The 23076-nt window shown below is 60.4% G+C and carries 17 protein-coding genes; 14 read left to right on the forward strand and 3 right to left on the reverse strand.

Going from position 1 to position 23076, the window contains the following annotated elements; genetic code table 11:
* Together IAE34_RS23760 and IAE34_RS23765 are read left to right on the forward strand one after the other, a co-directional pair.
* A partial coding sequence (locus tag IAE34_RS23760) for a cyclic peptide export ABC transporter (protein ID WP_200141400.1) occupies nt 1-1662 on the forward strand: 1662 nt, incomplete at its 5' end.
* A gap of 224 nt (nt 1663-1886) precedes the next feature.
* Complete coding sequence (locus IAE34_RS23765; RefSeq protein ID WP_200141401.1) at nt 1887-4331, forward strand: TonB-dependent siderophore receptor; 2445 nt, start codon at nt 1887-1889, stop codon at nt 4329-4331.
* 121 nt (nt 4332-4452) lie between these two features.
* Here the strand turns inward: IAE34_RS23765 and tssM are convergent, their stop codons facing one another.
* From tssM to vasI, 3 genes are read right to left on the reverse strand one after another with little or no spacing between them, the layout of a single operon-like run.
* Complete coding sequence (tssM, locus tag IAE34_RS23770; RefSeq protein ID WP_200141402.1) at nt 4453-8070, reverse strand: type VI secretion system membrane subunit TssM; 3618 nt, start codon at nt 8068-8070, stop codon at nt 4453-4455.
* A gap of 8 nt (nt 8071-8078) precedes the next feature.
* Entirely contained in the window at nt 8079-9524 is a 1446-nt protein-coding gene (tssA, locus tag IAE34_RS23775; protein ID WP_200141403.1) for a type VI secretion system protein TssA, read from the reverse strand.
* Nucleotides 9512-10051 (reverse strand): type VI secretion system-associated protein VasI, encoded by a 540-nt coding sequence (vasI, locus tag IAE34_RS23780; protein ID WP_325101014.1) that lies wholly within the window; start codon nt 10049-10051, stop codon nt 9512-9514. Before vasI ends, tssA begins: the two co-directional genes overlap by 13 nt.
* Nucleotides 10052-10452: 401 nt before the next feature.
* Between vasI and tssB the strand changes: the two genes are divergently transcribed.
* From tssB to IAE34_RS23840, 12 genes are all read left to right on the forward strand, one after another.
* Complete coding sequence (gene tssB, locus IAE34_RS23785; protein WP_200141405.1) at nt 10453-10956, forward strand: type VI secretion system contractile sheath small subunit; 504 nt, start codon at nt 10453-10455, stop codon at nt 10954-10956.
* 16 nt (nt 10957-10972) lie between these two features.
* Nucleotides 10973-12463 carry a type VI secretion system contractile sheath large subunit gene (gene tssC / locus IAE34_RS23790; RefSeq protein ID WP_200141406.1) on the forward strand — a complete coding sequence of 497 codons (1491 nt, stop codon included), beginning with the start codon at nt 10973-10975 and terminating at the stop codon, nt 12461-12463.
* Nucleotides 12460-12870, forward strand: coding sequence for a type VI secretion system baseplate subunit TssE (gene tssE, locus IAE34_RS23795; RefSeq protein WP_200141407.1), 411 nt, complete (start codon nt 12460-12462; stop codon nt 12868-12870). Before tssC ends, tssE begins: the two co-directional genes overlap by 4 nt.
* Nucleotides 12871-12873: 3 nt before the next feature.
* Nucleotides 12874-14640: a type VI secretion system baseplate subunit TssF gene (tssF, locus tag IAE34_RS23800; protein ID WP_200141408.1), complete on the forward strand. Its 1767-nt coding sequence runs from the start codon at nt 12874-12876 to the stop codon at nt 14638-14640.
* Complete coding sequence (tssG, locus tag IAE34_RS23805; protein ID WP_200141409.1) at nt 14604-15620, forward strand: type VI secretion system baseplate subunit TssG; 1017 nt, start codon at nt 14604-14606, stop codon at nt 15618-15620. Before tssF ends, tssG begins: the two co-directional genes overlap by 37 nt.
* Nucleotides 15617-16174 (forward strand): FHA domain-containing protein, encoded by a 558-nt coding sequence (locus IAE34_RS23810; RefSeq protein WP_200141410.1) that lies wholly within the window; start codon nt 15617-15619, stop codon nt 16172-16174. The genes tssG and IAE34_RS23810 overlap by 4 nt, the downstream gene beginning before the upstream one ends.
* Nucleotides 16171-16965, forward strand: coding sequence for a type VI secretion system lipoprotein TssJ (tssJ, locus tag IAE34_RS23815; protein WP_200141411.1), 795 nt, complete (start codon nt 16171-16173; stop codon nt 16963-16965). Before IAE34_RS23810 ends, tssJ begins: the two co-directional genes overlap by 4 nt.
* A gap of 52 nt (nt 16966-17017) precedes the next feature.
* Nucleotides 17018-18355: a type VI secretion system baseplate subunit TssK gene (gene tssK / locus IAE34_RS23820; protein ID WP_200141412.1), complete on the forward strand. Its 1338-nt coding sequence runs from the start codon at nt 17018-17020 to the stop codon at nt 18353-18355.
* A gap of 1 nt (nt 18356) precedes the next feature.
* Complete coding sequence (gene icmH / locus IAE34_RS23825; protein ID WP_200141413.1) at nt 18357-19208, forward strand: type IVB secretion system protein IcmH/DotU; 852 nt, start codon at nt 18357-18359, stop codon at nt 19206-19208.
* Nucleotides 19209-19339: 131 nt separating this feature from the next.
* Nucleotides 19340-19855, forward strand: a complete 516-nt coding sequence (locus IAE34_RS23830; protein ID WP_200141414.1) for an Hcp family type VI secretion system effector — start codon at nt 19340-19342, stop codon at nt 19853-19855.
* Between the two features lie 72 nt (nt 19856-19927).
* Nucleotides 19928-22114, forward strand: coding sequence for a type VI secretion system Vgr family protein (locus tag IAE34_RS23835; protein WP_200141415.1), 2187 nt, complete (start codon nt 19928-19930; stop codon nt 22112-22114).
* Complete coding sequence (locus tag IAE34_RS23840) at nt 22111-22989, forward strand: DUF4123 domain-containing protein (protein ID WP_200141416.1); 879 nt, start codon at nt 22111-22113, stop codon at nt 22987-22989. Before IAE34_RS23835 ends, IAE34_RS23840 begins: the two co-directional genes overlap by 4 nt.
* Nucleotides 22990-23076 lie beyond the last annotated feature (87 nt).

Genomic DNA, 23076 nt, shown 5'->3' on the forward strand with positions numbered 1-23076 from the left:
ACCCCCAAGCCCCCCAGCCTCGCCCAGGAAACCCTGCGCCTTCTCAAGCCATTCGGGTTGCTGGTAGCCCTGTCCGCCGCCCTGGGCGTGATCAGCGGCCTGAGCGTCACCGCCCTGCTGGCCACCATCAACCGCGCCATGAACGCCGCAGACGGCCCAGGCACCGATATCGCCCTGCTGTTCGGCGGCCTGTGCATCCTGACCCTGGCCTGCTCCACCGGCTCCAACCTGCTGACCAACTACGTCGGCCAGAACGTCGTCGCCAGGCTGCGCCGAGAACTGTCGGCCAAGGTCCTGGTCGCCCCCATCGCGCAATTGGAACGCTACCGCGCGCATCGCCTGATCCCCGTGCTGCTCAACGACGTCAGCACCATCAGCGCCTTCGCCCTGTCGGTCGCGCCCATGGTCATCGCCTTCACCGTCACCCTCGGCTGCCTGGCCTACCTCGCCCTGCTCTCCTGGCAAATCCTGCTGATCACCGCTGGCACGGTGATGGTCGGGGCCGGCGCGCAGTTTCTCGCCCATCACTTCGGCATGCGCAAGATCCACCAAGCGCGCGATGCCGAGGACGAACTGCAGAAGCACTACCAGGCACTGTCCGGCGGCGCCAAGGAACTGCGCATCCAGCGCCGTCGACGCCAGCACATGCACGACCAGTCGATCCATGGCGCTACCGACCGCATCTGCCGCGCCAATATTCGTGCTGCGAACATCTTCGTCAGTGCAGAGACCTTCGGCTCCATGCTGTTCTTCGCGGTGATCGGCGTGGCCATCGCCTTCCAGGCCCTGTGGCCGCACACCGAACGTACCGTGCTCGGCGGCTTCGTGCTGGTGATGCTGTACATGAAAGGCCCGCTGGAGCAATTGGTGAACAACCTGCCCAGCATCAGCCGCGCACAGATCGCTCTGCGCCGGATCGCCGAGCTGTCGCAACGCTTCTCCTCCCCGGAACCCCACCTGCTGGTCAGCGACCGCACCCCGCGCGTCACCCAGGTGGATACCCTCGAGCTTCGCCAGCTGCGCTACGACTACCCGCCGGTCGAAGGCAGCCAGCCGTTCCATCTCGGACCAGTGGACCTCACCATCAAGCAGGGCGACATCGTCTTCATCGTCGGAGAGAACGGCTGCGGCAAGACCACCCTGATCAAGCTGTTGCTGGGTCTGTATACCCCACAACAAGGCGAGGTGAGGCTCAACGGCGAGGCCGTGACGCCCGAGCGACTGGATGACTACCGCCAACTGTTCACCACCATCTTCGCCGACTACTACCTGTTCGACGAGCCCCTGCCGGGGCAGGCGGAACTGCCGCCCGAGGCGGCCAAGTACCTCGAACGCCTGGACATCGCCCACAAGGTCGGCATCCGCGACGGCAGCTTCACCACCACCGACCTGTCCACCGGCCAGCGCAAGCGCCTGGCGCTGATCAATGCCTGGCTGGACCAACGCCCGGTGCTGGTCTTCGACGAATGGGCCGCCGACCAGGACCCGGCGTTCCGCCGCGTGTTCTACACCGAGCTGCTGCCCGAGCTCAAACAACAGGGCAAAACGCTCATCGTGATCTCCCACGACGACCGCTATTTCCCGGTGGCGGACCAACTGGTCCGGCTGCATGCCGGGCAGATCATGGTCGAGCGCAATCCAAGCACGGCCGTACCGGCCTGATACACCTGCGGACGGTGCTCTCGCATCGTCCTGCTCACCCGCTAAATTCCCTCCTCTGCGGCTCGTTCTCCCTGTGCCGCACGCAGAATCCGCTCACTCGACGGCCATTACAAAAAAAATCGTCGCCCGAGCATTTCTTCTTTCCGGTTTCGGCCTGCGCACGCGTCTCACTCGCAACGGAATAATTTTCATTTACTTGCGTACCTTGGATCGAGCCGATAAAAATGCCAACACCAGACATCACACTGAGCCCCTTGAGCAAAGCCCTGATGCTGCGCAAGATGCTGCGCGGCGCGCCAGCCATGACCGCGCTGGGCCTGGCCCTGACGCTGCCGATGGCCGCCCAGGTGCAGGCTCAGGAGCAGGACTTCGACATTCCTGCCCAGTCCCTGTCCGCCGCCTTGCAGCAACTGGGGCGCCAGGGCAATCTGCAGGTGCTATTCAGCCCGGACAGCGTGCAGGGGCTGCGCAGCAACGCGGTCAAGGGCCGCTACACCGCCACCCAGGCAGCTGGGGAGCTGCTCAGGAACAGCGGGATCCGCTTCAGCGTACAGGGCAACACCCTGATCATCAGCGGCGCGGCCGACTCCAGCGCGGCCATGACCCTGGATGCCACCACCATTTCCGGGCAGAGCCTGGGCGCTACCACTGAGGGTAGCAACTCCTACACCACCGGTGCCGTGACCATCGGCAAGACGCCACAGACCCTGCGCGAAACGCCGCAGTCGGTAACTGTGGTCACACGCAAGCTCATGGACGACAAGAACCTGGTTTCGCTCGATCAGGTCATGGCCCAGACCACCGGTATCACCCGCGCCAACCGTGGCTACGGCAACCACCACTTCAGCTCGCGCGGCTTCGACCTCACCGACGAAAGCTACCTGGTCGATGGCGTCCCTGGCCAGGCCTATGCCTATACCGGCTGGATGATCCCGGATATGGCGCTGTTCGATCGCGTGGAGGTGCTGCGCGGTGCTTCGGGGCTGTTGGTGGGGGCTGGCAACCCGGGTGGCGCAGTGAACCTGGTGCGCAAGCGTCCCACCGCCGACCCCAAGTTCTCCGTCACCACGCGGGCAGGTTCCTGGGACAACTACCGCCTGGACCTGGACGCCAGCGGCCGTCTCAACCCCGAGGGCACCCTGCGCGGGCGCATGGTCGCGTCTTACGAGGACCGTGGCTATTTCACCGACGTGACCAAGTCAAAGCGGCCACTGCTGTACGGCATCCTCGAAGGTGATCTGAGCGACGCCACCACCGTGGCGGTCGGCCTGCGCCGCCAGACCTCGCGGATCGACGGCTACAGCGTCCTGGGCCTGCCCAACAACCCCGACGGCACCAACCCGCACCTCAAGCGCAGCACCTACCTGGGCCAGGACTGGACCAAGATGCAGACCAACATGGATGAGGTGTTCACCGACCTCACCCATCACTTCAACGAGAACTGGAGCGCCAAGCTGGCGATGTCGCACTCCGAGGGTGGGTACAGCAACAGTGCGCTGGGTTGGGGTATAGGCGACACGCTCGAATACGGTGCAGATGGCGGTCCTACCGTCAATTCAGTGCTGTATCACAAGTTCAGCATCATCTCCAACGCCTTCGATGGCCATCTGGACGGGAGCTTTGATGCCTTCGGCCAGACTCACCAGGTCACGCTGGGCGCCAACTGGTCCAAGCGCAAGATAAACGACAAGGATGCGACCGTCGCGCTGGCGTCTCCCCTTCCACTCAACGTGTTCGACCCCAGCCACAGCAATGTGCCTGAGCTGGAACGCAGTGGCTGGGATTCGGACAACGACAGCACCGACACCCGCTACGGTGTGTACCTCACCAGCCGTCTGCATGCCACCGATGACCTGAGCTTCGTGCTCGGCGGCCGCCTGAGCTGGTACAAGAACGAAGTCTGGTCTGGCTCGACGCTCTACACCAACCGTCAGGACGAGGAGTTCACACCCTTCGTCGGCGCCATCTACGACCTCAACGATCAATGGTCCTGGTACGCCAGTTACGCGGACATCTTCATGCCACAGTCCGACTATCGGACCTCCAGCGGCAGCCCACTGGACCCGTCGATCGGCTCCAACTACGAAACCGGTATCAAGGGCGAGTTGTTCGACAAACGCCTGAATGTCTCGTTCGCCGTGTTCTATATCGAGCAGGAAAAGGTAGCGGTCAGAGACCCGAATGCCCGCGATCAGTGCGACAACGACTCGTCGGGACAATGCTGGCTCAATGGCGACGGCATCAGCCGCAGCAAGGGCTTCGAAGCCGAAGCTACCGGGGAGGTACTGCCGGGCCTGCAAGTGGCCGCCGGCTACACCTACAACACCACTGCCGACTCCAGCGGCGGCCCGATCTCGGCACAGACGCCCAAGCACATGCTGCGCCTGAACACCAACTACACCCTGCCAGGGCAGTGGAACCGATTCAGTGTCGGCGGCGGCGTCTCGGCGCAAACCGGGTACAAGGATGCGGTCAATGAATCGCAGAACAGCGGCCGAGCCATCTTCGACGCCCGCGCCGCCTACAAGATCGACGATCACTGGACCGTCGCCGTGGACGTCGACAACGTCTTTGATCGCAAGTACTTCGCCTCCCTCGGCTACTGGACCCGCGGCACCACCTACGGCGAACCTCGCAGCTACATGCTGAGCCTGCGAGGCGACTTCTGATCGGTTGATCCTGCGCACCTGATGCCCCTGCAACGGGGGCATCGTTGCCTACAGGCATCGGCTGGGCCGCCCGCGGGCCTGTCCACTTTACGGCATCCCCTCTCTTGCATACCCCAGCGCCTTACATGATGGGTGCGCCCGCCTGTCCGACCTGGACCACCCTGGACGGCTGTTGCAGCAATCCGCGCGGCAGGCGGAAGCCTTTGAAAGGTTGTTGGGTAATTGGGTTGAAGGCCTTCTCTGCGCTGAGCCGATAGCGCACCACCCCCTCGCCGGTCCTGAGACTCAGATCCACGCTGGTCGCCGTCCGCCCATTGAGCGAGCCACGACTGAGCAGGCGAAACATGGACCATGGCCCTCGGTACTCAAGGCTGCTGCTGTTACCGTTCTGCTTGAGCAACGTCAAGTTGCTACGCACCTGCTGCCCAAGCGTATTTGGCCAGATGATGCCAGTGATCTGGCTCGGGCCATGGGTATAGGAAATCAGCTGACCGTCCAGATTCAGCAAGCTGGTGCGTTGGTTCGCCGTCAGCCCCAACGGCTCGATACTGAATTGCACGCTCAAGTTGCCGCGCTGATCGAAGAAGGTTTCGCGAATGCGATCTGCCAGCTCCAACTGTTCGATCACATCGCTTCGAATCAGCGATCGACCTTCATGCCCTGCTTGCAATGCCTCGAGGTTGTCCTTGAGAAACACCTTGAGGTACTGGTCATTGAACTGCTGCAGCCGCCCTCTTGGTCCGAAGAACGCCTCGAAATCATCCAGGGATGCATCCGGGCCCCTAGGTACGAAGGGGTAGCGCCCGGCAAGACGTTGCTGGAAGAAGCTGTAGACCTCGGCGTCCCAGCGCCGTTCCAGCTCGCGGAGGGCCTCGATATTCAGCACCTGAGCGGTCTGATCAGCCATTTTTCTGACCTGATGATTGATCGGTTCAGGCAAGCCGGCCGCGAACCGCTGCAAAGTGGCAATGGGGTCATGCCCTGTCATCGAAAAGCGCTGATGCACCGCCTGTAGTGCGGCCTTGCCCCGGTCTGGGCTGCCTTGTATCGCTTTGGCGTACTCGTGCACCGCCGCGATGGCGCTGAGGGTTTCATCGTAATAGCTCGGCCTTTCGCCGACGGGCTGCAACATCGCAGCCAGGCCTGCAAAGGCCCGCGGGATAACCCAGGCCTGTCGCTGCTCAGGCTTGCTGGCCTTGGGCAATACCGCTTTGGTTTCGACCCCCGCGTCTACGACATCAAGGGACGAAAGCGATGTGTTGGCCCTCACCGTATCCAGCAGCCGATGAAGCGGTGCCGCTGGCCCGGTCAACTGCTGCAAGATCGCGACGCCATGGTCCAAATCCCGGAAGTCAGCCACAGAAAAGGCATTCAAAGCACGGCGCCAACTGTCAATGTAATCGGCGCTATACAAATTGCGCAGCCGTTCGCTCAGTGCCTCCCGGTCTGCCTCCGAGTAATCGAGCTGGATACGCTCGCCCAGCGCCCATTGGTCGATCATCGCCATCTCGGCGAAGCTTTGCCTGCGGGGTTCGAAGTACTCCTTGAAGCCTCTGGCCGTGAGCATCGGCGCTAACCGGACATCATCGCCCATGCTGACACCGCTGGACGGCTGGTACACCAGGTCGAAGGCCGGCCCGATCTGATGACGCAAATCCAGCCCGGTGTGCAACTGCTCCCCTGCTTGCTGCTTGAGGCCGGCATACACCCGCTCGGGTAGCGGCACCTTGCGCAACGCCTCCTGTACCAGCGCAATACGCTGGGTGTACTGCGGCAGGTCGGCATCGGCATAGGCCAGGGCGTACTTCAGGTGCCGCATCAGATCGCGTTGCAGTTGACCCTGACCAGGAAATTTCTGCTGCCACTGGCGAGCCATCCAGTCTTCGACCCATTCGGAGCGGCGGCTCTGGCGGTCTTCCAGCATGCGGTAAACCCTTAGAGCCGCCATTTGCTGCTCACTGCCCGGCGGCGCAGCATCCATGGCGTCGATCACCCCACTGGCCAAGGCCGGCAAGAATCGCCTGGAGAGCAAGCTGAGGTAAGCCTCATCGACGCGCGGACCGATGGCGCGTCCCTGGTACAGGCCGAGATCGGAAACACCCGGCCATGCAGCGCGATAGTCGCCAAACACCGACACCGCATCGCGGATCTGATCAAGCGGCTCCAGCAGGTTACGTCCGGTCGGGTCCAGGCGCTGATCAACTGACTGATGGCTGTATTCCCTGCTTTTTGCCAGTACGTTGGCAGCTTTAGCGCCATTGATATCGAAAAAGCGTTGCCAACTGGCGATGGCGACACAACAAGCCAGTATGCCCACTCCAGAGCCGACCCACAGGAGTTGGCGCTTGCTGCGCGCCACCTTGACGTTGTCCCCAGCAAGCCCAGCTTCCTTATAGATGACGCGCCCGAACGCATGCTGGATGAAGTACGGCAGCGCCTTGCCGTGCGCCTTGCCCTCGAGCAGAGGGCGCTTGGTCTGGTAGGGCTGCGCGGCTTCGCGCACGAACGCATTGAACAAGTCACCGTGCTGGATGACCGAGGACCAGTACACACCGCGTACCAAGGCCGGCGTCGTGTAGCGATCACTCTCCAGCGTTTCTTTCAGGAAGCCGAGCAGTATCGGGCGCAACCCGATCAACTGGGCATGCAACGAGAACAGCCGCGCTCGCTGGGCAGCACCGTTCAGCGTATCGAGCCGGTCCACGACCTGTTCGAACAACTGGCCGATCAACTGTTGGTAGTACTCGCCATACTCTTCCAGCCAAGCGTCGAACGTACCGACCGCATCGAGCTTGAACGTGAAGCCGAGCATCTTTTCCCGCTGGGAGGCGGACAGCCCCCCATAGAGCTGGTCGAAACCGTCCAGGAGATCGAACTTGGTCAGCACCACATACAGCGGCAGGCGCGAGCCCAGCTGGCTACCGACCTCGTACAGACGGGTGCGCAGCACATGCGCCAAGGCAACGCGCTGCTCGGGCGTGCCATGCAATAGCGCAGGTAGGTCGACCACCAACAATAGGCCATTGAGGGCTCTCTGGCTGCGGCTGCGCAATAGCCAATCCAGCAGGTGCTGCCACAATCTGGCGGGGGCGGTAGATGATGGGGGCGGTGCGCCTTGGTCGTCGGCGGCCGAGCCTGCTAGCGACTGTTGCCTGATGAACACGCCTGGCGGATCAATGATCACCGCGTCGTTGCTGACCCACCAGCCTATCGGGAAGGCAAGCGCTTGTGCCTGCCTGCCCTGCGCCTGCACCTTATCGATGCGGGTCAGCGAAAAGCTCTGATCCGAGCGGTCGATGAAGCTGGACTTACCGGCATGCTGGTCGCCTATCACCAAGTACCAGGGCAATCGGTACAAGGCACGTCGGCCGCCTGCGCTATCGAGCAATCGCGAGAGTCCTTGGTCCAAGGCTTTATCTTGCGCCTGAACCAGCGGCAATACGCTGTCCAGCTCAGCGGCCACCGCCTGCTTGCGCTCAGCCTGCAGGCGAATGTACCGCCTGCGCAGCACCACCAGCGAGCACAACAGCGACACCAGCACGATTACCAGGCTGGCCAGACCGCGATGTGCCAGGCTGGCCAGTGGGCGCTGGTCACGCCAAGTCCACTGCGGCCCGAGCCACCAGATAGCCACCAGCATCAGCACGGCACCCAGCGCGAGCAGCAGTGGCATGGCCAAGCCGATCCGATTCGCCAGAGGCACAGCCAAACGTTTCAATAGCTTCCATACGTGATTCATGGAGGGTCTTAATCCTTGTTCTGATCAACCAACGCCTGAGGGGCGGCATACGCTTGCAGTCGTTGAAATACCTCCGGTTCCCAAGCACTGGCGGTGGTGTGCTGCATGGTCCGAGCGACGCTGGCGCACAGATCCTGGGCGAGCCAGGACACACCACGTGCGGCCAGTAGATCGGCTGCAATGACAGTTGTATGGCAGCGCTCACGTGGGGCGCGAAGATCCGCCTGCATGGCCTGCAATTTGAGCAAAACCGGCTCTACTCCCCCGGTTTCCAACTGGCTGACCAATTCTTCGCGCAGTCCCGCGAACTCGTGAACAGATTCGGTTCCAGCTTGCTCAGCGGTGCCTTTGAGCCAGGCCATGCTCTGATCATCCACGAACGACCGGCCGTCGCTGAAGCACAACTGTTGGAGCGCTGGCATGCGCTGGACGAATCGGGCAGTTGTCGCGCGGATTGCCTCAGCCACCTCCCCCATCGCCAGCCGTGTCGCCGCACTGGCCGCGAGGAAACTACCGCGTATCCAGAATGGGCAAGCCGTCACGCTCTTTTCGATCCGCTGAAGCAACGCCGCGTCGACCGCGGTGCCAGCCATCCTCTCTTCGTAGTTGCCGGCGATATCCAACGGTACTGCCATGAGCTCCGTGAGGTTGCCGTGCCTGGTTTGAGGCGCCGCCTGGATATGCGCCCACAGGCCGAACCGACGCAACTGATAGCCCGTCGGGTCGTAGGGGTCTTGTTGATTGATCATCTCGGCCATGGCCAGCATGGCCCGTCGTGATTCGCGTTCGCTGCCTAAAGACACGCGGGGCATGGGCGTGGCAATGACCTCGGCCAGCGGTGCAGCCCTGATGGCGGGTGCCTTAGCCGCATCACGATCGCCCACATCGCTCGCCAGCTCCACATGCGTGCGTAGCAATCGCTCCACATCACTCAGAGCGGCTTCATCCAACTGAGCAACGGCTTGCTGTTGTTGCAGCCGCTGCAAGGCTTCGTGAGCGACGGCCGCGCACATTGGACTGAAGGTGAAGCGATCAAGGCGCGGTAGCGCCTCGTTCAGCCGGTGGAGCACTAGACCCACGAGCTTGCGCTTGCCCAGGAAACCCTTGGGACCCGGTCTCGGATGGGCATCTTCCCAATAGCGCTCGACCATGCCGGCAAGTAACGCCACAGTGAATCCCCATCGCTCCCAACAGCCGCTACGAAGCCACGCTGCACTCAAGTGGGCAACGATGCGCATGTGCTTGCACTGCTGCGCCAGATACTGCCTTGACCCTTCCTCGATGTACGCCCAGTCGATGGTGGATTCCTGAAGCCCACCCAGCTTGACCATTTCCTGGTCGATAGCCTGGTAGATTTCGTCCTCCACATCAAACAGACCGGTCGGTGTCTGCGCGTCTATGGGTATGAGCAAACGGGCGATTTCCTGCGCGCCGACCTCTGCTACCAGCGACATGTCTTGCGCGCCTCTCTAATAAGCGGGTCCAGACCTTGCGCATCGAAGACCAGCCCATCGATCGCTGGGTTGTCGCTTTGCACCTGAATACGATGAGCGCCGACGAGGTGCTTGATCTGCTCGATGCCCGGCAAGCCTCGACCAGCGTCTAGCACCTGACCATTCTCCGTGACCTGCCAAGGGGTTGCGGCGGTCGTGCCGCGCTCCCCTTGCAACCGCACCGTCACCCGGCCAGCATCAACGGGTTGCGCGGCAACCAGTTGCAGCCTGGAGATGTTCTGCAAACAGCTGATCACCAGGTAGGGATGCGGCGCGGCCGAAGCGATTGCAGGTGCGGAGATCGTCAGCCCCTCGCCTTCACGTGTAAGCCGAAACGTCAGGTCTTCCGGGTCGCGCCCTGCTTCGTGGGTCAATACGCGGCGTACCGTGGGTGAGTCCTGCTCTGGCACCGACCATCGCGCGGCCACAAGGTGCGCGGGTGCTCCAGCCGACTCATCAAAACACGCCAAGCGTTCCACGTTGGACACGATCCGCCGGCAATCCTGACCGGAATGCACAGGTATTGGCACACCGCCGAGTAACAGCAGAAAACTTACGCCATATGTAGTTTTGCCAAACATTGCAAGTAAATTCCCTCTCAACAGCACTTATGTCCTATGTAGCTCGGCAGATCAAAATCGCTCTCAGGAGCACGCCTGTGTCGTACGCGGCAGAAGCCTACCCCATAATAAAAAGCTGACACAAACAAATATTTTCTAACACTTTCTTGCTCGACGATACATCAAGCATGCAGGCATCTTTTTTAAGCAAACGACAGTACTGCGTGGCTTTCAATAATATTCAAATTTGTGAAATTTCCTACAGGTCATTCAGAAGTCTCAGATCAACTATCAGGAACCACTTACAGTAACCAAGGAGAGATTCTGCGATGGCAAATCCCACAGGATCGGTTGCACCTAAAGAACGCATCAATATCAAATACGTTTCAGCCACAGGTAGTGAACAGGCCGAAGTAGAGCTACCGCACAAGATGTTGGTGATCGGTGACTTCGGCCGGAATGACGACCGAGTGCTGGAGGACCGATCGGTCATGCGTGTGGACAAGCACTCCTTCAACAATGTCTTGAACGACGCCGATGTCAGTCTCGCCATGTCGGTGCCCTCCATGCTCAGCACGGCCGCCGACGCAGAGCTGGCTCTCAACCTGCAGTTCAGATCGATAAATGACTTCGGGCCAGACGGCATAGCACGTCAGGTACCGGAGCTCAGCAAGCTTCTGGAGCTACGTGAGGCGCTAGTGGCACTGAAAGGCCCGCTAGGTAACGTGCCCGCCTTCCGCAAGCAATTGCAACACCTGTTGAACAACGAGCAGGCCCGCAAACAACTCGCCGAAGAATTGGACCTGGTGCTTGAGGCGCCAAAAGAAGACTGAGACAACGGAGCGTCCCATGCCAAAGCCAACCCGCACTTCCCTCGCCGTGGAACTCTCCGGCGAGACGTTGAGCAATGCCACCTTGCTCGACCAGATCATGGCCGAAACAAAACTGATGCCCACGCAAGAGGGCTATCAAATCGCTCGCCAAGGAGTATCGGCCTTTATTGCAGACATACTCAAAAGCGATGATCCAGATCAACTAATCAACAAGCACCGTGTCGACCAGATGATTGCAGAGCTGGATCGAGTGCTCAGCAAGCAGATGGATGCCATTCTTCATCAACCGGAATTCCAAACGCTCGAATCCTCGTGGCGCAGTCTCAAACTCTTGGTGGACCGTACGGATTTCCGCGAGAACATCAAGCTTGAAGTCCTGCATGTCAGCAAAGAAGACTTGCTTGACGACTTCGACAATGCGGCCGACATTACTTGCAGCGGTATGTATAAACACGTTTACACCGCCGGCTATGGGCAGTTCGGTGGTGAACCGGTCGCTGCCATCGTGGGGAATTACAACTTCGGCCCCTCTTCGCCCGACATCAAGTTGCTGAGTTACATGGCCTCCGTGGGCGCTATGTCGCATGCCCCGTTCCTGGCCGCGCCCTCCCCCGACTTCTTCAACCTGAGCAGCTTTGAAGAGCTGCCCAACCTGAAGGAGATCAAAGACATCTTCGCAGGGCCACGACACGCCAAGTGGCGTGCCTTCCGCGAAAGCGAGGACGCTCGCCACGCTGCACTGACCGGGCCACGCTTCATGCTCCGTTCGGCCTATCACCCCCAGGAGCAGCCGATCAAGAGCTTCAACTACGAAGAAAACATCGACGGGCGGCACGACAACTACCTGTGGGGCAACTCCGCCTTCTTGCTGGCCAGTTGCATCAACGACAGTTTTGCCCGCTACCGTTGGTGCCCGAACATCATCGGCCCGCAGTCCGGCGGCGCCGTCGAGGATCTGCCGGTGCACCTCTACGAAGCGCTAGGGCAGTTACAAGCGAAGATCCCAACCGAGGTACTGATCTCCGATCGCAAGGAGTTCGAGCTGGCCGAAGAAGGCTTCATCGCCTTGACCATGCGCAAAGACAGCGACAACGCCGCGTTCTTCTCGGCCAATTCGGTACAGAAACCCAAGAACTTCCCCAAGACCCCGGAAGGCTTGCAGGCCCAAACCAACTACAAGCTCGGGACGCAACTGCCCTACCTGTTCATCGTCAACCGGCTGGCCCATTACATCAAGGTGCTGCAGCGCGAGCAGATCGGCAGCTGGAAGGAACGCCGTGACCTCGAGTCCGAACTGAACAAATGGATCAAGCAGTACGTCGCCGATCAGGAGAATCCCTCCGCCGATGTGCGCAGTCGCCGTCCGTTGCGTGCCGCGAGAATCGAGGTTTCGGACGTCGCTGGCGATCCGGGGTGGTATCAGGTCTCGCTTGCCGTGCGCCCGCACTTCAAATACATGGGTGCGAACTTCGAGATCTCGCTCGTGGGGCGACTCGACACTCAATGACCGGCTTATTCGACCGCTTGGTTGCCGACCAGTCCATGACCAGGGAGCCATCCAGGCAAGAGAGCGCGCCTCACAAGTTCGCTACCATCAAGCGCCACCTGGAAACGCTGCTCAACGCTCGTGAGGGTTGCTCGCAAAGCAGCCCTGGATTGGGCCTGCGCGATTTCAACGGGCATGACGTGAGTGGCGGCGACCTCCTGAAGCAAGTCAGCGCCGACATTCGCCGCACCCTCCAGCGTTTCGAGCCTCGCGTGCAGGTGCGTTCACTCAAAGCCGTGCCCGACTGCCACGCCCCTCAGGAGTTGCATTTCAGGCTGGACTGCCAGGTGCAGGTGAACGACCACACGGAGCAGCTGCAACTGGAACTGCTGGTCAACGGCCATAACCGCCACACCCGAGTGAGGTGATCCATGTCGCTCAAGGATCGATTCAGCGAAGAGTTGCGTTACCTGCAGGAATTGGGGAGCGACTTCGCTCATGACAATCCACAACTTGCTCGGCTGCTGGGCAAGGGTGGCAGCGACCCCGATGTGGAGCGCTTGATGGAAGCCTTCGCGTTCCTGACGGCCAAGCTGCGCCTGAAGCTGGAGGATGACCTGCCAGAACTGACGCATCCCATGTTGCAGCTGCTGTGGCCCAACTACCTCCGGCCACTGCCAAGCGCCACGATCATCCAGTTCACGCCACGCAAACAGGCGCTCAGCCAGTCGCAACAGGTGCCAAAAGGGGCGCGTCTGTTCTCAAGGCCTGTCGACGGAACTCCCTGCGAGTTCCGCACCTGTACCGCCGTGGACATCCATCCGTTCGAGATAGATGTCGTGGGCTCAACCCAAACCCTCGACAGTTCAATGGTACGCATAGACCTGCACACCCTGGTCGAGCGCCCACTGAGCACTCTGGGCTGCGCCAGACTCGACTTCCATCTCAGCGGTACCACCCAAACAGCGCGCACGCTGTATCTCTGGATCGCTCAATATCTCAGCCATGTCAGCGTGACCATCAATGGGCAGGCTCGTCGGCTGCCGGCCAGCAGCATCGTCTTCCCGGGCTTCAGCCCGGACGACGCGCTGTTGCCTTATCCGCAGAACGTCTTCGACGGTTACCGGATCCTTCAGGAATACTTCATTTTTCCTGAGCGCTTTCACTTCTTCGCCCTAACGGGCCTGGAACAGATCTGGCCTGACCAGATGACCCAGCAGGTCAGGCTGGAACTCCACTTCACCCGTCAACTACCGGACTCGCTGCGCATTGGCAAAGCGGATTTCAAGCTTTTCTGCGCGCCTGCGGTAAACCTGTTCAAGCATAGCGCCGAACCCATTGATCTCTCCAACGAAACAGTCCAGGTCGAACTGACCCCAAAAGGCGCCGAGCGCCACGCCTACGAAATCTTCAGTGTCGATCAGGTCGTCAGCACCCGCACGACAGCCGACGGCAGCACCGGCAAGCACCTGCGAACCTTCCGTCCCTTCGAGTCGTTCGCCCATGAGATCGAGCATGCGCAAGGGCGCACGGCGTTGTACTACCGCTACACCCTCCAGGACTCACTGCGGGGCGACGGCATCACGCACCGTATCGCCTTCGTGCGTGCCGACGCCAATGCCTACATCGGCGAGCTGGAAACAGCGTCCATTGACCTCACCTGCACCAATCGCGATCTGCCCATGGCGTTGGGCATCGACGACATCAATGTGCTCTCAGAAGTCACCCCACCGCTGACCACCTACACCAATATCTGTGCACCGACCCGCCCCTGTCGGCCGGTGCTGGACGGCCAGTTGCAATGGGCCTTGATCTCCAATATGTCGCTCAACTACCTGTCGCTGCTCTCGGCTGAACCCTTGAAGGCGGTCATCCGCGCGTATGATTTCGCCGCCCTTCACGACATCCAGCAGACACGCACCACCCGCAAACGCCTCGACGGCATCCGGGATATCCAAACCGCGCCTCTGGACTGGCTGATCAAGGGGCAACCCATTCGCGGCCTGCGCACGCAACTGAAGCTCGATCAGACCGCGTTCCTCTGCGAGGGCGACCTCTACCTGTTCGGTTGCGTGCTCGCGCACTTCTTCGCCCTGTACGCCAGCATCAACTCCTTTCATCAACTGGAAGTGATCAACACTACCAATAACGAGCACTACACATGGCCCATCCAGACCGGCAAGCAGCCGCTGATCTAGCTGACAGATTGCTCACGGGCGCCCACCGATACAACTTCTACCAGTTGCTGGAGCGCCTTCACGGGCTTCACGGAGACGACCTCGAGCCGCGCTGGCCCAGCGAACAAGCCCGCCTGCGCGTGCGGCTGGCCAGCGACCCGCGGCTGAGCTTCCCGGTTTCTGATGTCGTCAAAGCCGAACGCATACCCAACGCAGAAGATCGCTACCGGGTGTGCACCACGTTCATGGGTCTGCATGGCACCGACTCGCCTTTGCCTTCGTATTATCTGGAGCAAGTGGCCTACGAGCATGCCCAGGGTATCGGCGTGCGCCCAGCGTTTTTCGACTTCTTCAACCACTACCTGCTCAACCTGCTACACCGCATCTGGCGCAAGTACCGCTACTACATTCGTTTCCAGCCGGGTGCCCGCGATGGGTTCTCCCAGTACATCTTTGCCCTGCTCGGGTTGAATGACAAACAGCTACGCGGCGACACGGCGTTGCCCTGGAGCCGACTGCTCAGTTTCGCAGGCCTTATCGCCAGTCGCAGGCGCGCACCGGGCGCTGTCGCGGGCATCATCGCGCACTGCTTCGACTTGAAGCAGGTGCAGATCCGGGAGTTCGAAACCCGCTCGGTCACTACGACCATCCAGCAACAGGTAAGCCTAGGCCGCAGCAACGGCGAGGTGGGCAGTTCCTTCATGGTCGGCAGCCGCACGCGTACCCGCAGCAGCAAGTTCACCATCGTGATCAGCGAGCTCGATCAGGCACAGTTACGTGACCTGCTGCCCAGCGGCATCAACTTCAATCGCCTGCGTGCCCTCATCGACTTCCTGTTGCGCGACGGCCTGGCCTATGACCTGGAACTACGGCTTAAGCAGAACGCGCTGTCGCCCTTCTGCCTGCACCCCAGCCGAGGCGCTCATCTGGGCTGGACCAGCTTCGTCGATGACCGCCACGGCCAGATCAGCCCCATCGTGCGGTTCCGGGGGCGCTCATGAGCACTTTGATCTTGAGCATCACCAACCTCGACCAGTTGCAGCACAACGTTACCGCCCGGCACGAGTTCGATCGTTCGGGTGGCACCGTCGGCAGCGCGGGAGCCACGTGGCTGATCGATGATCGTGAACACGGCGTGGCGCCGATCCATTGTGAAATTCGGTGGATCGAAGGCAGCTTCTGCGTGATCGACCGCTGCGAACGCACCTACCTGAACGACAACCTCGAAAGCCTGCGAGCGCGGTCACCCAGGCGGTTGCGCGAGGGTGACCGGCTAGATGTTGGTGCTTATCGACTGTTGGCTGAGCTTTCACACGCTGATTCCCGTTCACTTGAAGAATTGTTCAACGCGGATTTGCGGGTACTCGACCGACTCATCCTGGATACACCCGCGCAGCTTTGGCTGCCCAAGCCCACAGCCACCGCGGAAGTCTTCGAGATTTGCTCGGTATTCGATCCGGGCATGGGTAACGATCCCTTGGCTGCACTGGAAGCGGTGCCCCGGCCCTTGCAGGAGAGTCCAGTTGATCGCCTGATCGCAGGAGAACCCTCATGACGCGTCATTCACTCGTGCTCGGGCTTCTGGCAACACTGATCGGGCTCTCGGGCTGCACCGCCCTAAGCAAAATGGGGCAAGTGGCGATGAACCCCTCGATGCCCATCGGTGCAATCAAGGATCAGCCAACTGAAATCGCGTTCAGCATCAACGCCAGCCCCACGCTCAACAGCAACCCCAACAGCCTGCAAGCAGAAATCGAGCAGACAAGCCGCCTGGAACCGAGCCCCTACGCAGTTAGCTTGAGTGCAAGCGACCCCTATGCCCTGACCGAGAAGGTCGGGACTCTGCTGGAGTTTCTACACGAGCAATTTCCGCCCGCCTCGGCCGCCGAACCGTTCGAGGGAGACATCGATGAGCCGACGCGTTCTCCCTTGGAGGAAAGCACACCGGGCCACTACGAAGACTCCAATGTAATGCTGACCTTACCGCGCGCGACCGCGGCGACCCCCGAGCCTATAGCCACCCCGATGGCGATCAAGATCCTGCAATTGCGCGACGACTCACTGCTGCGCAACAGTCTTTATGAGTTGTTGGACAAGGACCCCGCCAAGGCGCTGCGCAGCACCTATATCCGTGATGACGACTACCTGCTACGCCCTGGGCAGTTCAAGTTCATCCCCTTCGCCGCCATCGAAGCCGAGACCCGATTCATCGCGGTGATCGCCGATTACCGCAACCAGGATGACGCGACCTGGAGTCAGGTGCTGCGCATTCCACCCCGCGGGCAACGGATCATTTTGTCGGTATTGCTCAACGACAAGCAGATCCTGCTCAAGGAGGAGGACTGATGGAGGCTGCAAGCCTGTCCTTTTCGCATACTCACGCTGACACGGAGTGCTCATGAGTTCACGTAACCCCGTCCTGTGGCCTGAGGGCCTGTTCGTCAAACCGCAGCATTTCCAGCAGGCTGCGCGCGCCGCTGAAGCGACGCTCCATCAACGTCTTGGTAGCCTGAACGCAGCCTTCTATGGCTTCAGCGAACTGCAACTGAACGACGAGTATCTGAGCCTGGGCAAGATCGCCATCACCCGCGCACGCGGCATCATGCCCGACGGCACGGTGTTCGATATCCCGGCAGATCTACCGCCGCCGCCGGCGCTCGAGATCGAGGACGATGGTGCGAACGACAGCGAAATCTATCTCTGCCTCCCGCTACGCACCGAGGGTGGCCGAGAAGTGAGCTGGCCCGACAATGTCGCCAACTTCCGCTACAACGCTCAGACTCAGGAAATCAAGGACACCCATAGCGCCGACGGTGACTTGGCGCAGGTGGATCTGGCAGTGCCCAATCTGCAGCTCAAACGCAAGGCCGATGACAGCAGCGCGTACACGCGCCTTGCCATGGCACGTATCCTGGAGCGCCGGCCCGATGGCAGCCTGCAATTGGATGAGGGGTTCTACCCGACCAGCGTCTCGGTACGGGCGGTGCCGGCACTGCAACGTTACCTCGAAGAACTCACCAACACCCTGCGCGAACGTGCACGCAACCTGGCCAGCCGGATTGGCGCCTCGGGTCAGTCCAGCATCGCCGATATCCGCGACTTCAACCTGCTGCAGGCCATGAACCGCTGGTGGCCGTGTTTCCAGCACCTGGCCCGGCAGGGGCAGACTCACCCAGAGCAGTTGTACCTGCACCTGAGCCAGGCCTGTGGCGAGTTCGTGACCTTCACCGACGAGAGCCGGCTGCCGCCGGAATTCCCCGCCTATCAGCACACGGCTTTACGCACGTCGTTCAAGCCCCTGCAGGACAACTTGCGCCGCGCCCTGGGTACGGTCCTGCAACCGCGCGCTGTCTCGCTACCGCTGGATGCGCGAGATTACGGCGTGATGACGGCCACACTCGAAGACCGCCGCTTGATCGATGACGCGGACTTCATTCTCGCCGTACGCGCTGACTTGCCACCGCCGACATTGCGCCAGCTGTTCTTGCAGAAAGCCAAGGTCACCTCGCTTGAGACCTTGAATGACCTGGTACATAAGCAGTTGCCCGGCATTACGCTACATGCGCTGCCTGTAGCCCCTCGCGATCTGCCCTTCCATGCAGGGTTCAGCTACTTCGAGCTCGACCGGCGCGACCCGGCCTGGGCCTGCATGAACACGGCCAACGGCTTTGGGATTCACATCGCGGGGGAGTTCCCTGGGCTCGAGCTGCAGTTCTGGGCAATCAGGGGGGAGTGAGATGCAAGAACGCCAACTCACACGCACTGCAACCGCCGCTGCAGGGCCTGAGCAATTTCAATCGAGGCTCTGGACGTCTCCAGCCACTGGTGCCACAGCACCTGGGAGCGATTCCAATCCAGGAACCGCTTTCGAAGGCTATCCTGCGGACCCGGACTTTCAGCTACGAGGCGGCTACAGCAACCTGATGCTGGACGCTGCCGCGCCGCTGTTTGGCCTGGTCATGCGCCTGCGCACACTCGATACGTTGCCCAACATCGAGCAAGTGCACCAGCAGGTGCGCAATCAGCTTGAAAACATCAAGCAGGAGATGCGTCAGCACGGTTACGAGACCGCGCAGCTTCTGGCGTATTCCTACGGCCTGTGCCTGTTCATCGATGAAGCCGTGATGGAGCGGCCCTGGGGCCAGACCAGCCTCTGGAGTCAGGAGCCTCTGCTCAGTATTTTCCATAGTGAAACGTTCGGCGGCGAAAAAATCTTCACCGTGATCTCGCGCCTGATGCAAGAGCCCCAGCGATACAAGGACGTGCTGGAGTTCATGTACTTCATTCTTTGTCTAGGCCTGAAGGGCAAGTATGCCCTCGCGCCCAGAGGCGCAGAAACGCTGAATGCCCTCATCCATCGACTTCACGGGATCATTCGGGAGCTGCGAGGGCCTACGCCGACAACGGTCTGTGACCCCTACACCAACGTTGCCACGCGCAACTTGCGCATGAATCGGCAGTGGCCCTGGTGGAGTCCCTTGGTGATTTCTGCCATGGCCATGGCCACGGCGTATGCCATTTACAGCTATCGCCTGCACCTGATCACCAGCGAAGTGCTGCAGTCGCTCAGCGGCATCTTGCAGCAGTAAACAGCCGCCAGCCCGCACAGCCAACATCGCCGAATCCACGGGGCTATCACCTCGTTAAAAGCCCATCGATTCCGATGGCCACGCGACCACTTGTGCGCGTGCTTATCCACATGGACGCAGGAGACACTGCCATGCCAACACCCGCTTACATCAAGATCGAAGGCCAGACCCAGGGCAACATCACGGCGGGCGCCTTTACCTCAGATTCGGTCGGCAACGTGTTTGTCGAAGGCCACGAAGACGAGATCCTCGTACAGGAAATCAAGCATCGGGTGACCGTACCCACCGACCCGCAGAGCGGTCAGCCTGCAGGTCAACGGGTACATAAACCGTTCACCTTCACCAGCGCACTGAACAAGGCAACCCCCCTGATGTATCAGGCCCTGTCCAGTGGCGAAATGCTACCGACCGTCGAAGTCAATTGGTACCGCACTTCCGTTGAAGGCAAACAGGAGCACTTCTTCACCACCAAGCTGGAGGACGCCACGATTGTCGACATCAACACCACGTTGCCCCATGCGCAGAACAAGGAGAACGCCGACTTCACCCAGTTGATCGAGGTCTCGATGTCCTACCGCAAGATCTCCTGGACCCACGTCACCGCGGGCACCGAAGGCTCTGACGACTGGCGCAAACCTGTCGTCTGACCCGGCTGAACCTCCCTGGTAGGCACGCCCTGCCAGGAAGGCTCGAACTCTCGAACGGCGGAAGTACTTTTCATGCCCAGCCAATCTGATTTGCGATACACCTTCAAGCCACTCATTGGCAGTGCCGAATTCGAAGTGGTGTCGTTCGAACTCGAAGAAGCGATCAGCACGCCCTTCACCCTCGAACTGGAATTGGTCAGCTTCGAAGCCAACATCAATTTCGGCCAGTTGCTGGATAAGCCCATCGTCTTCACGATCTGGAACGGCGAAAAACCGGTGCGTTACGTGCACGGCCTGGTCAGCCGTTTCAGCCAAGGCGAAAGCGGCTTTTACCGCACCTACTATCACGCCTTGGTCGAGCCTACCCTGGCCCGCGCCGCGTTGCGCTCGAACTGGCGCATCTTCCAGCACAAGAGCGTGCCGCAGATTCTCGAGCTGATGCTCAAGCGTCAGGGCATTGATCAATACGAGCTTCGCGCGAGCGAGGACCATCAGGTGCGCGAGTTCTGCGTGCAAGCGGGTGAGACTGACCTAGACTTCATCGCCCGCCTGGCGGCTGAAGAGGGCTTCGTCTATCGCTTCGAACACGGCGAGAAACTGCACAGGTTGATCATCACGGATCAGTTGCTGTCCCTCGGGCCGATCAGCCAGGGGACGTCCAAGACCAAGGACGACGACGAAGGCTTCGTGGATAGCGAAGACGCGATGCCCCCCAACACCGTCCTGTATCAGTCCAACAGCGGCGGTGATCAGGCCAAGCCTTGCCTGCGGCGCTTGCGCTACAGCGAGCAGGTACGCACCTCACGCCAGGTTCAGCGCGACTACACCTTCACCCATCCAGCATATCGCCAGGAGCATCGTGCTTCGGGCCCTTTCCTGGAACACCAGTCCACCGACTACGAGCGCTTCGACTATCCCGGCCGCTACAAGCGCGATGCCGTGGGCAAGCCGTTCACCGAAAACCGCATCACCGCCCTGCGCCATGACGCGCGCCTTGCAGAAGTCCAGGGGGATGACGTCAGGCTCCAGCCTGGGCTGAGCTTCACCCTCACAGGCCACCCACGTGATGATTTGAATGCCCACTGGCGCGTGAACCGTGTCGTGCACAAGGGCAGCCAGTTCACCAGCCTGCAGGAGGAGGCCTCGGGCGCCGACCAGAGCACGCGCTACGAGCAAACGGCTCAGCTCGTTCCTGGCAGAACCGAGTGGCGCCCTGCTCCGCTGGACAAACCTCGCGTTGACGGACCGCACATGGCCACCGTCGTCGGCCCGTCCGGTGAAGAGATCTATTGCGACGAGTGGGGCCGGGTGAAAGTCAGCTTCCCCTGGGACCGGGAGAGCAACGACAACGAGTTCAGCTCCTGCTGGGTGCGGGTGTCGCAAGGCTGGGCTGGGGGTAGTTGGGGCTCGATGGCCATCCCGCGTATTGGCCAGGATGTGATCATCCAGTACGTCAATGGCGACCCTGACCAACCGATGATCACGGGGCGCACCTATTGCGGTAATCAGTTGCCGCCCTACGACCTGCCCGAGCACAAGACCCGCATGACCATCAAGAGCCAGACTCATAAAGGCGAAGGCTTCAACGAGCTGCGGTTCGAGGATGAGCTGGGTCGCGAAGAGGTGTTCATTCATGCGCAGCGGGATCAGAACAATGTGGTTGAACATGACGAGACCACACAGATTGGAAATGACCGCTTCGAACGTGTAGCGCGAGATGAACAGATCGATATTGGCCATGACCGAAGCGAAGAAGTAGGCAATGATGAAAAGCTGACAGTGGGGAGAGACCATCATCGCCAAATTGGCCAGGATGACATCTTACAGGTTGGCCGCCATCGAATGATCGCCACGACGCAAGATCGCACGGAACAAGTTGGCAATAACAGACATGACCAAACTACAGCGAATCACTCGATAGAGATTGGAGGTCACCTGGAGCAGCACGTGGTCGGAGATGTCGCACTACGGGCTGGACAAACGATTCGCCAAGAAACACAGGTCATGGAACTTCAGGCATCACAAAGCCTAACCATCAAGGCGCCGGGAGCAACACTGAGGCTTGACGCCAGCGGCATCACACTCGATGCCGTTGCAATCAAGATCAAAGGTCCCATAGCACAGAGCCCAGTAGGCAGTTCACATAACCTGGCTATCAGCTCCACTCCAGAGCCTGCGCAAGCAGTCTGCATCAGCTGTTTACTCAAGGCCATTGCAGAAGGTCGCAATGTCGTTCGCATGGAAGGGGAAGCCGAATGAGAAACCTCTTCACCGAAAGACTGCTTTCCCCTTTACGACAAGCAGAACACTATCGACTTTCCGCTGTTCTCGAACTTTCCCAACTCAGCGCTGAACAGCTGGAAAGCCTCGGACAACGAGAGCACGGCACATTGTATCCATTGATGCAACAATATGAACTCAACAATCTTCGCCAGATAGGCGCCGCTTTATATAACGTCAATACCAGCACATTGCAGGGCCAATCCGACTTTTTCTGGGAGTTGAGCGATTGCGCAGCCGATGCACTCTGCGGCTGGATCATCAGCTCGTTACCGACCGCTGCATTAGCCGCGCATCTAGCACAAGCCAACACAGTTCGTGCACCTGACGGCCAACGCTACTTGCTGCGCTATCACACTGAACAATGTCTGCGTGTGCTGCACGCCCGAACGGATCTGCCCGGAATCACCGAATGGTTCGCGCCCATCCATAGCTGGTGGGTGCCCTATCCAGATGCCAACGAAGAAACCTGGTGCTGCGTGATGGGAGGCGGCACATCTGAAAGCGTAGAAGTCAATGGTCTGGCACTGGACCCCGCGTGCTGGGAGGCACTGGCTGCAGACCCTCTTGAACATCGACTGGCCGATCAATTGAAGGGCTCGCTGAAGGCAAGTAGACAAACCGCACACCGCCACAGCGTGCGTCTGGGTAGGGTGCGCAAATACCTTGCTGCTGCGCGAGAAGCAGGATTCGTCGAGCAACAAGACCTGATCACCTACGTCACCTCTCTGGCGCTTCTTGGCGACGGGTTGACAGTCGATCCCCGTTGGCAAGCCGCCATCGATGAATCACTCGAGCAGGGACAGCCCCTTGCCCAACACCTCCACACACACCTGAACCACTCACTTCGCTAGGGACCTCTCATGCTCGACCTGAAAACCCTGCTGGAAATCAATCGGCAGAACTGCGAGGCCCTGCAAGAGCCCCTTCACAGGGGGCCG

Source organism: Pseudomonas sp. S30, from assembly GCF_016518545.1.
In the GTDB taxonomy this organism is placed as follows: Bacteria; Pseudomonadota; Gammaproteobacteria; order Pseudomonadales; family Pseudomonadaceae; genus Aquipseudomonas.

Excerpts from the sequence above, each read along its gene's own strand:
- IAE34_RS23765 (WP_200141401.1), top strand. The coding sequence starts at position 1,887 with ATGCCAACACCAGACATCACACTGAGCCCCTTGAGCAAAGCCCTGATG.
- tssM (WP_200141402.1), bottom strand. The coding sequence starts at position 8,070 with ATGAATCACGTATGGAAGCTATTGAAACGTTTGGCTGTGCCTCTGGCG.
- tssA (WP_200141403.1), bottom strand. The coding sequence starts at position 9,524 with ATGTCGCTGGTAGCAGAGGTCGGCGCGCAGGAAATCGCCCGTTTGCTC.
- tssB (WP_200141405.1), top strand. The coding sequence starts at position 10,453 with ATGGCAAATCCCACAGGATCGGTTGCACCTAAAGAACGCATCAATATC.
- tssC (WP_200141406.1), top strand. The coding sequence starts at position 10,973 with ATGCCAAAGCCAACCCGCACTTCCCTCGCCGTGGAACTCTCCGGCGAG.
- tssE (WP_200141407.1), top strand. The coding sequence starts at position 12,460 with ATGACCGGCTTATTCGACCGCTTGGTTGCCGACCAGTCCATGACCAGG.
- tssF (WP_200141408.1), top strand. The coding sequence starts at position 12,874 with ATGTCGCTCAAGGATCGATTCAGCGAAGAGTTGCGTTACCTGCAGGAA.
- tssG (WP_200141409.1), top strand. The coding sequence starts at position 14,604 with ATGGCCCATCCAGACCGGCAAGCAGCCGCTGATCTAGCTGACAGATTG.
- IAE34_RS23810 (WP_200141410.1), top strand. The coding sequence starts at position 15,617 with ATGAGCACTTTGATCTTGAGCATCACCAACCTCGACCAGTTGCAGCAC.
- tssJ (WP_200141411.1), top strand. The coding sequence starts at position 16,171 with ATGACGCGTCATTCACTCGTGCTCGGGCTTCTGGCAACACTGATCGGG.
- tssK (WP_200141412.1), top strand. The coding sequence starts at position 17,018 with ATGAGTTCACGTAACCCCGTCCTGTGGCCTGAGGGCCTGTTCGTCAAA.
- icmH (WP_200141413.1), top strand. The coding sequence starts at position 18,357 with ATGCAAGAACGCCAACTCACACGCACTGCAACCGCCGCTGCAGGGCCT.
- IAE34_RS23830 (WP_200141414.1), top strand. The coding sequence starts at position 19,340 with ATGCCAACACCCGCTTACATCAAGATCGAAGGCCAGACCCAGGGCAAC.
- IAE34_RS23835 (WP_200141415.1), top strand. The coding sequence starts at position 19,928 with ATGCCCAGCCAATCTGATTTGCGATACACCTTCAAGCCACTCATTGGC.
- IAE34_RS23840 (WP_200141416.1), top strand. The coding sequence starts at position 22,111 with ATGAGAAACCTCTTCACCGAAAGACTGCTTTCCCCTTTACGACAAGCA.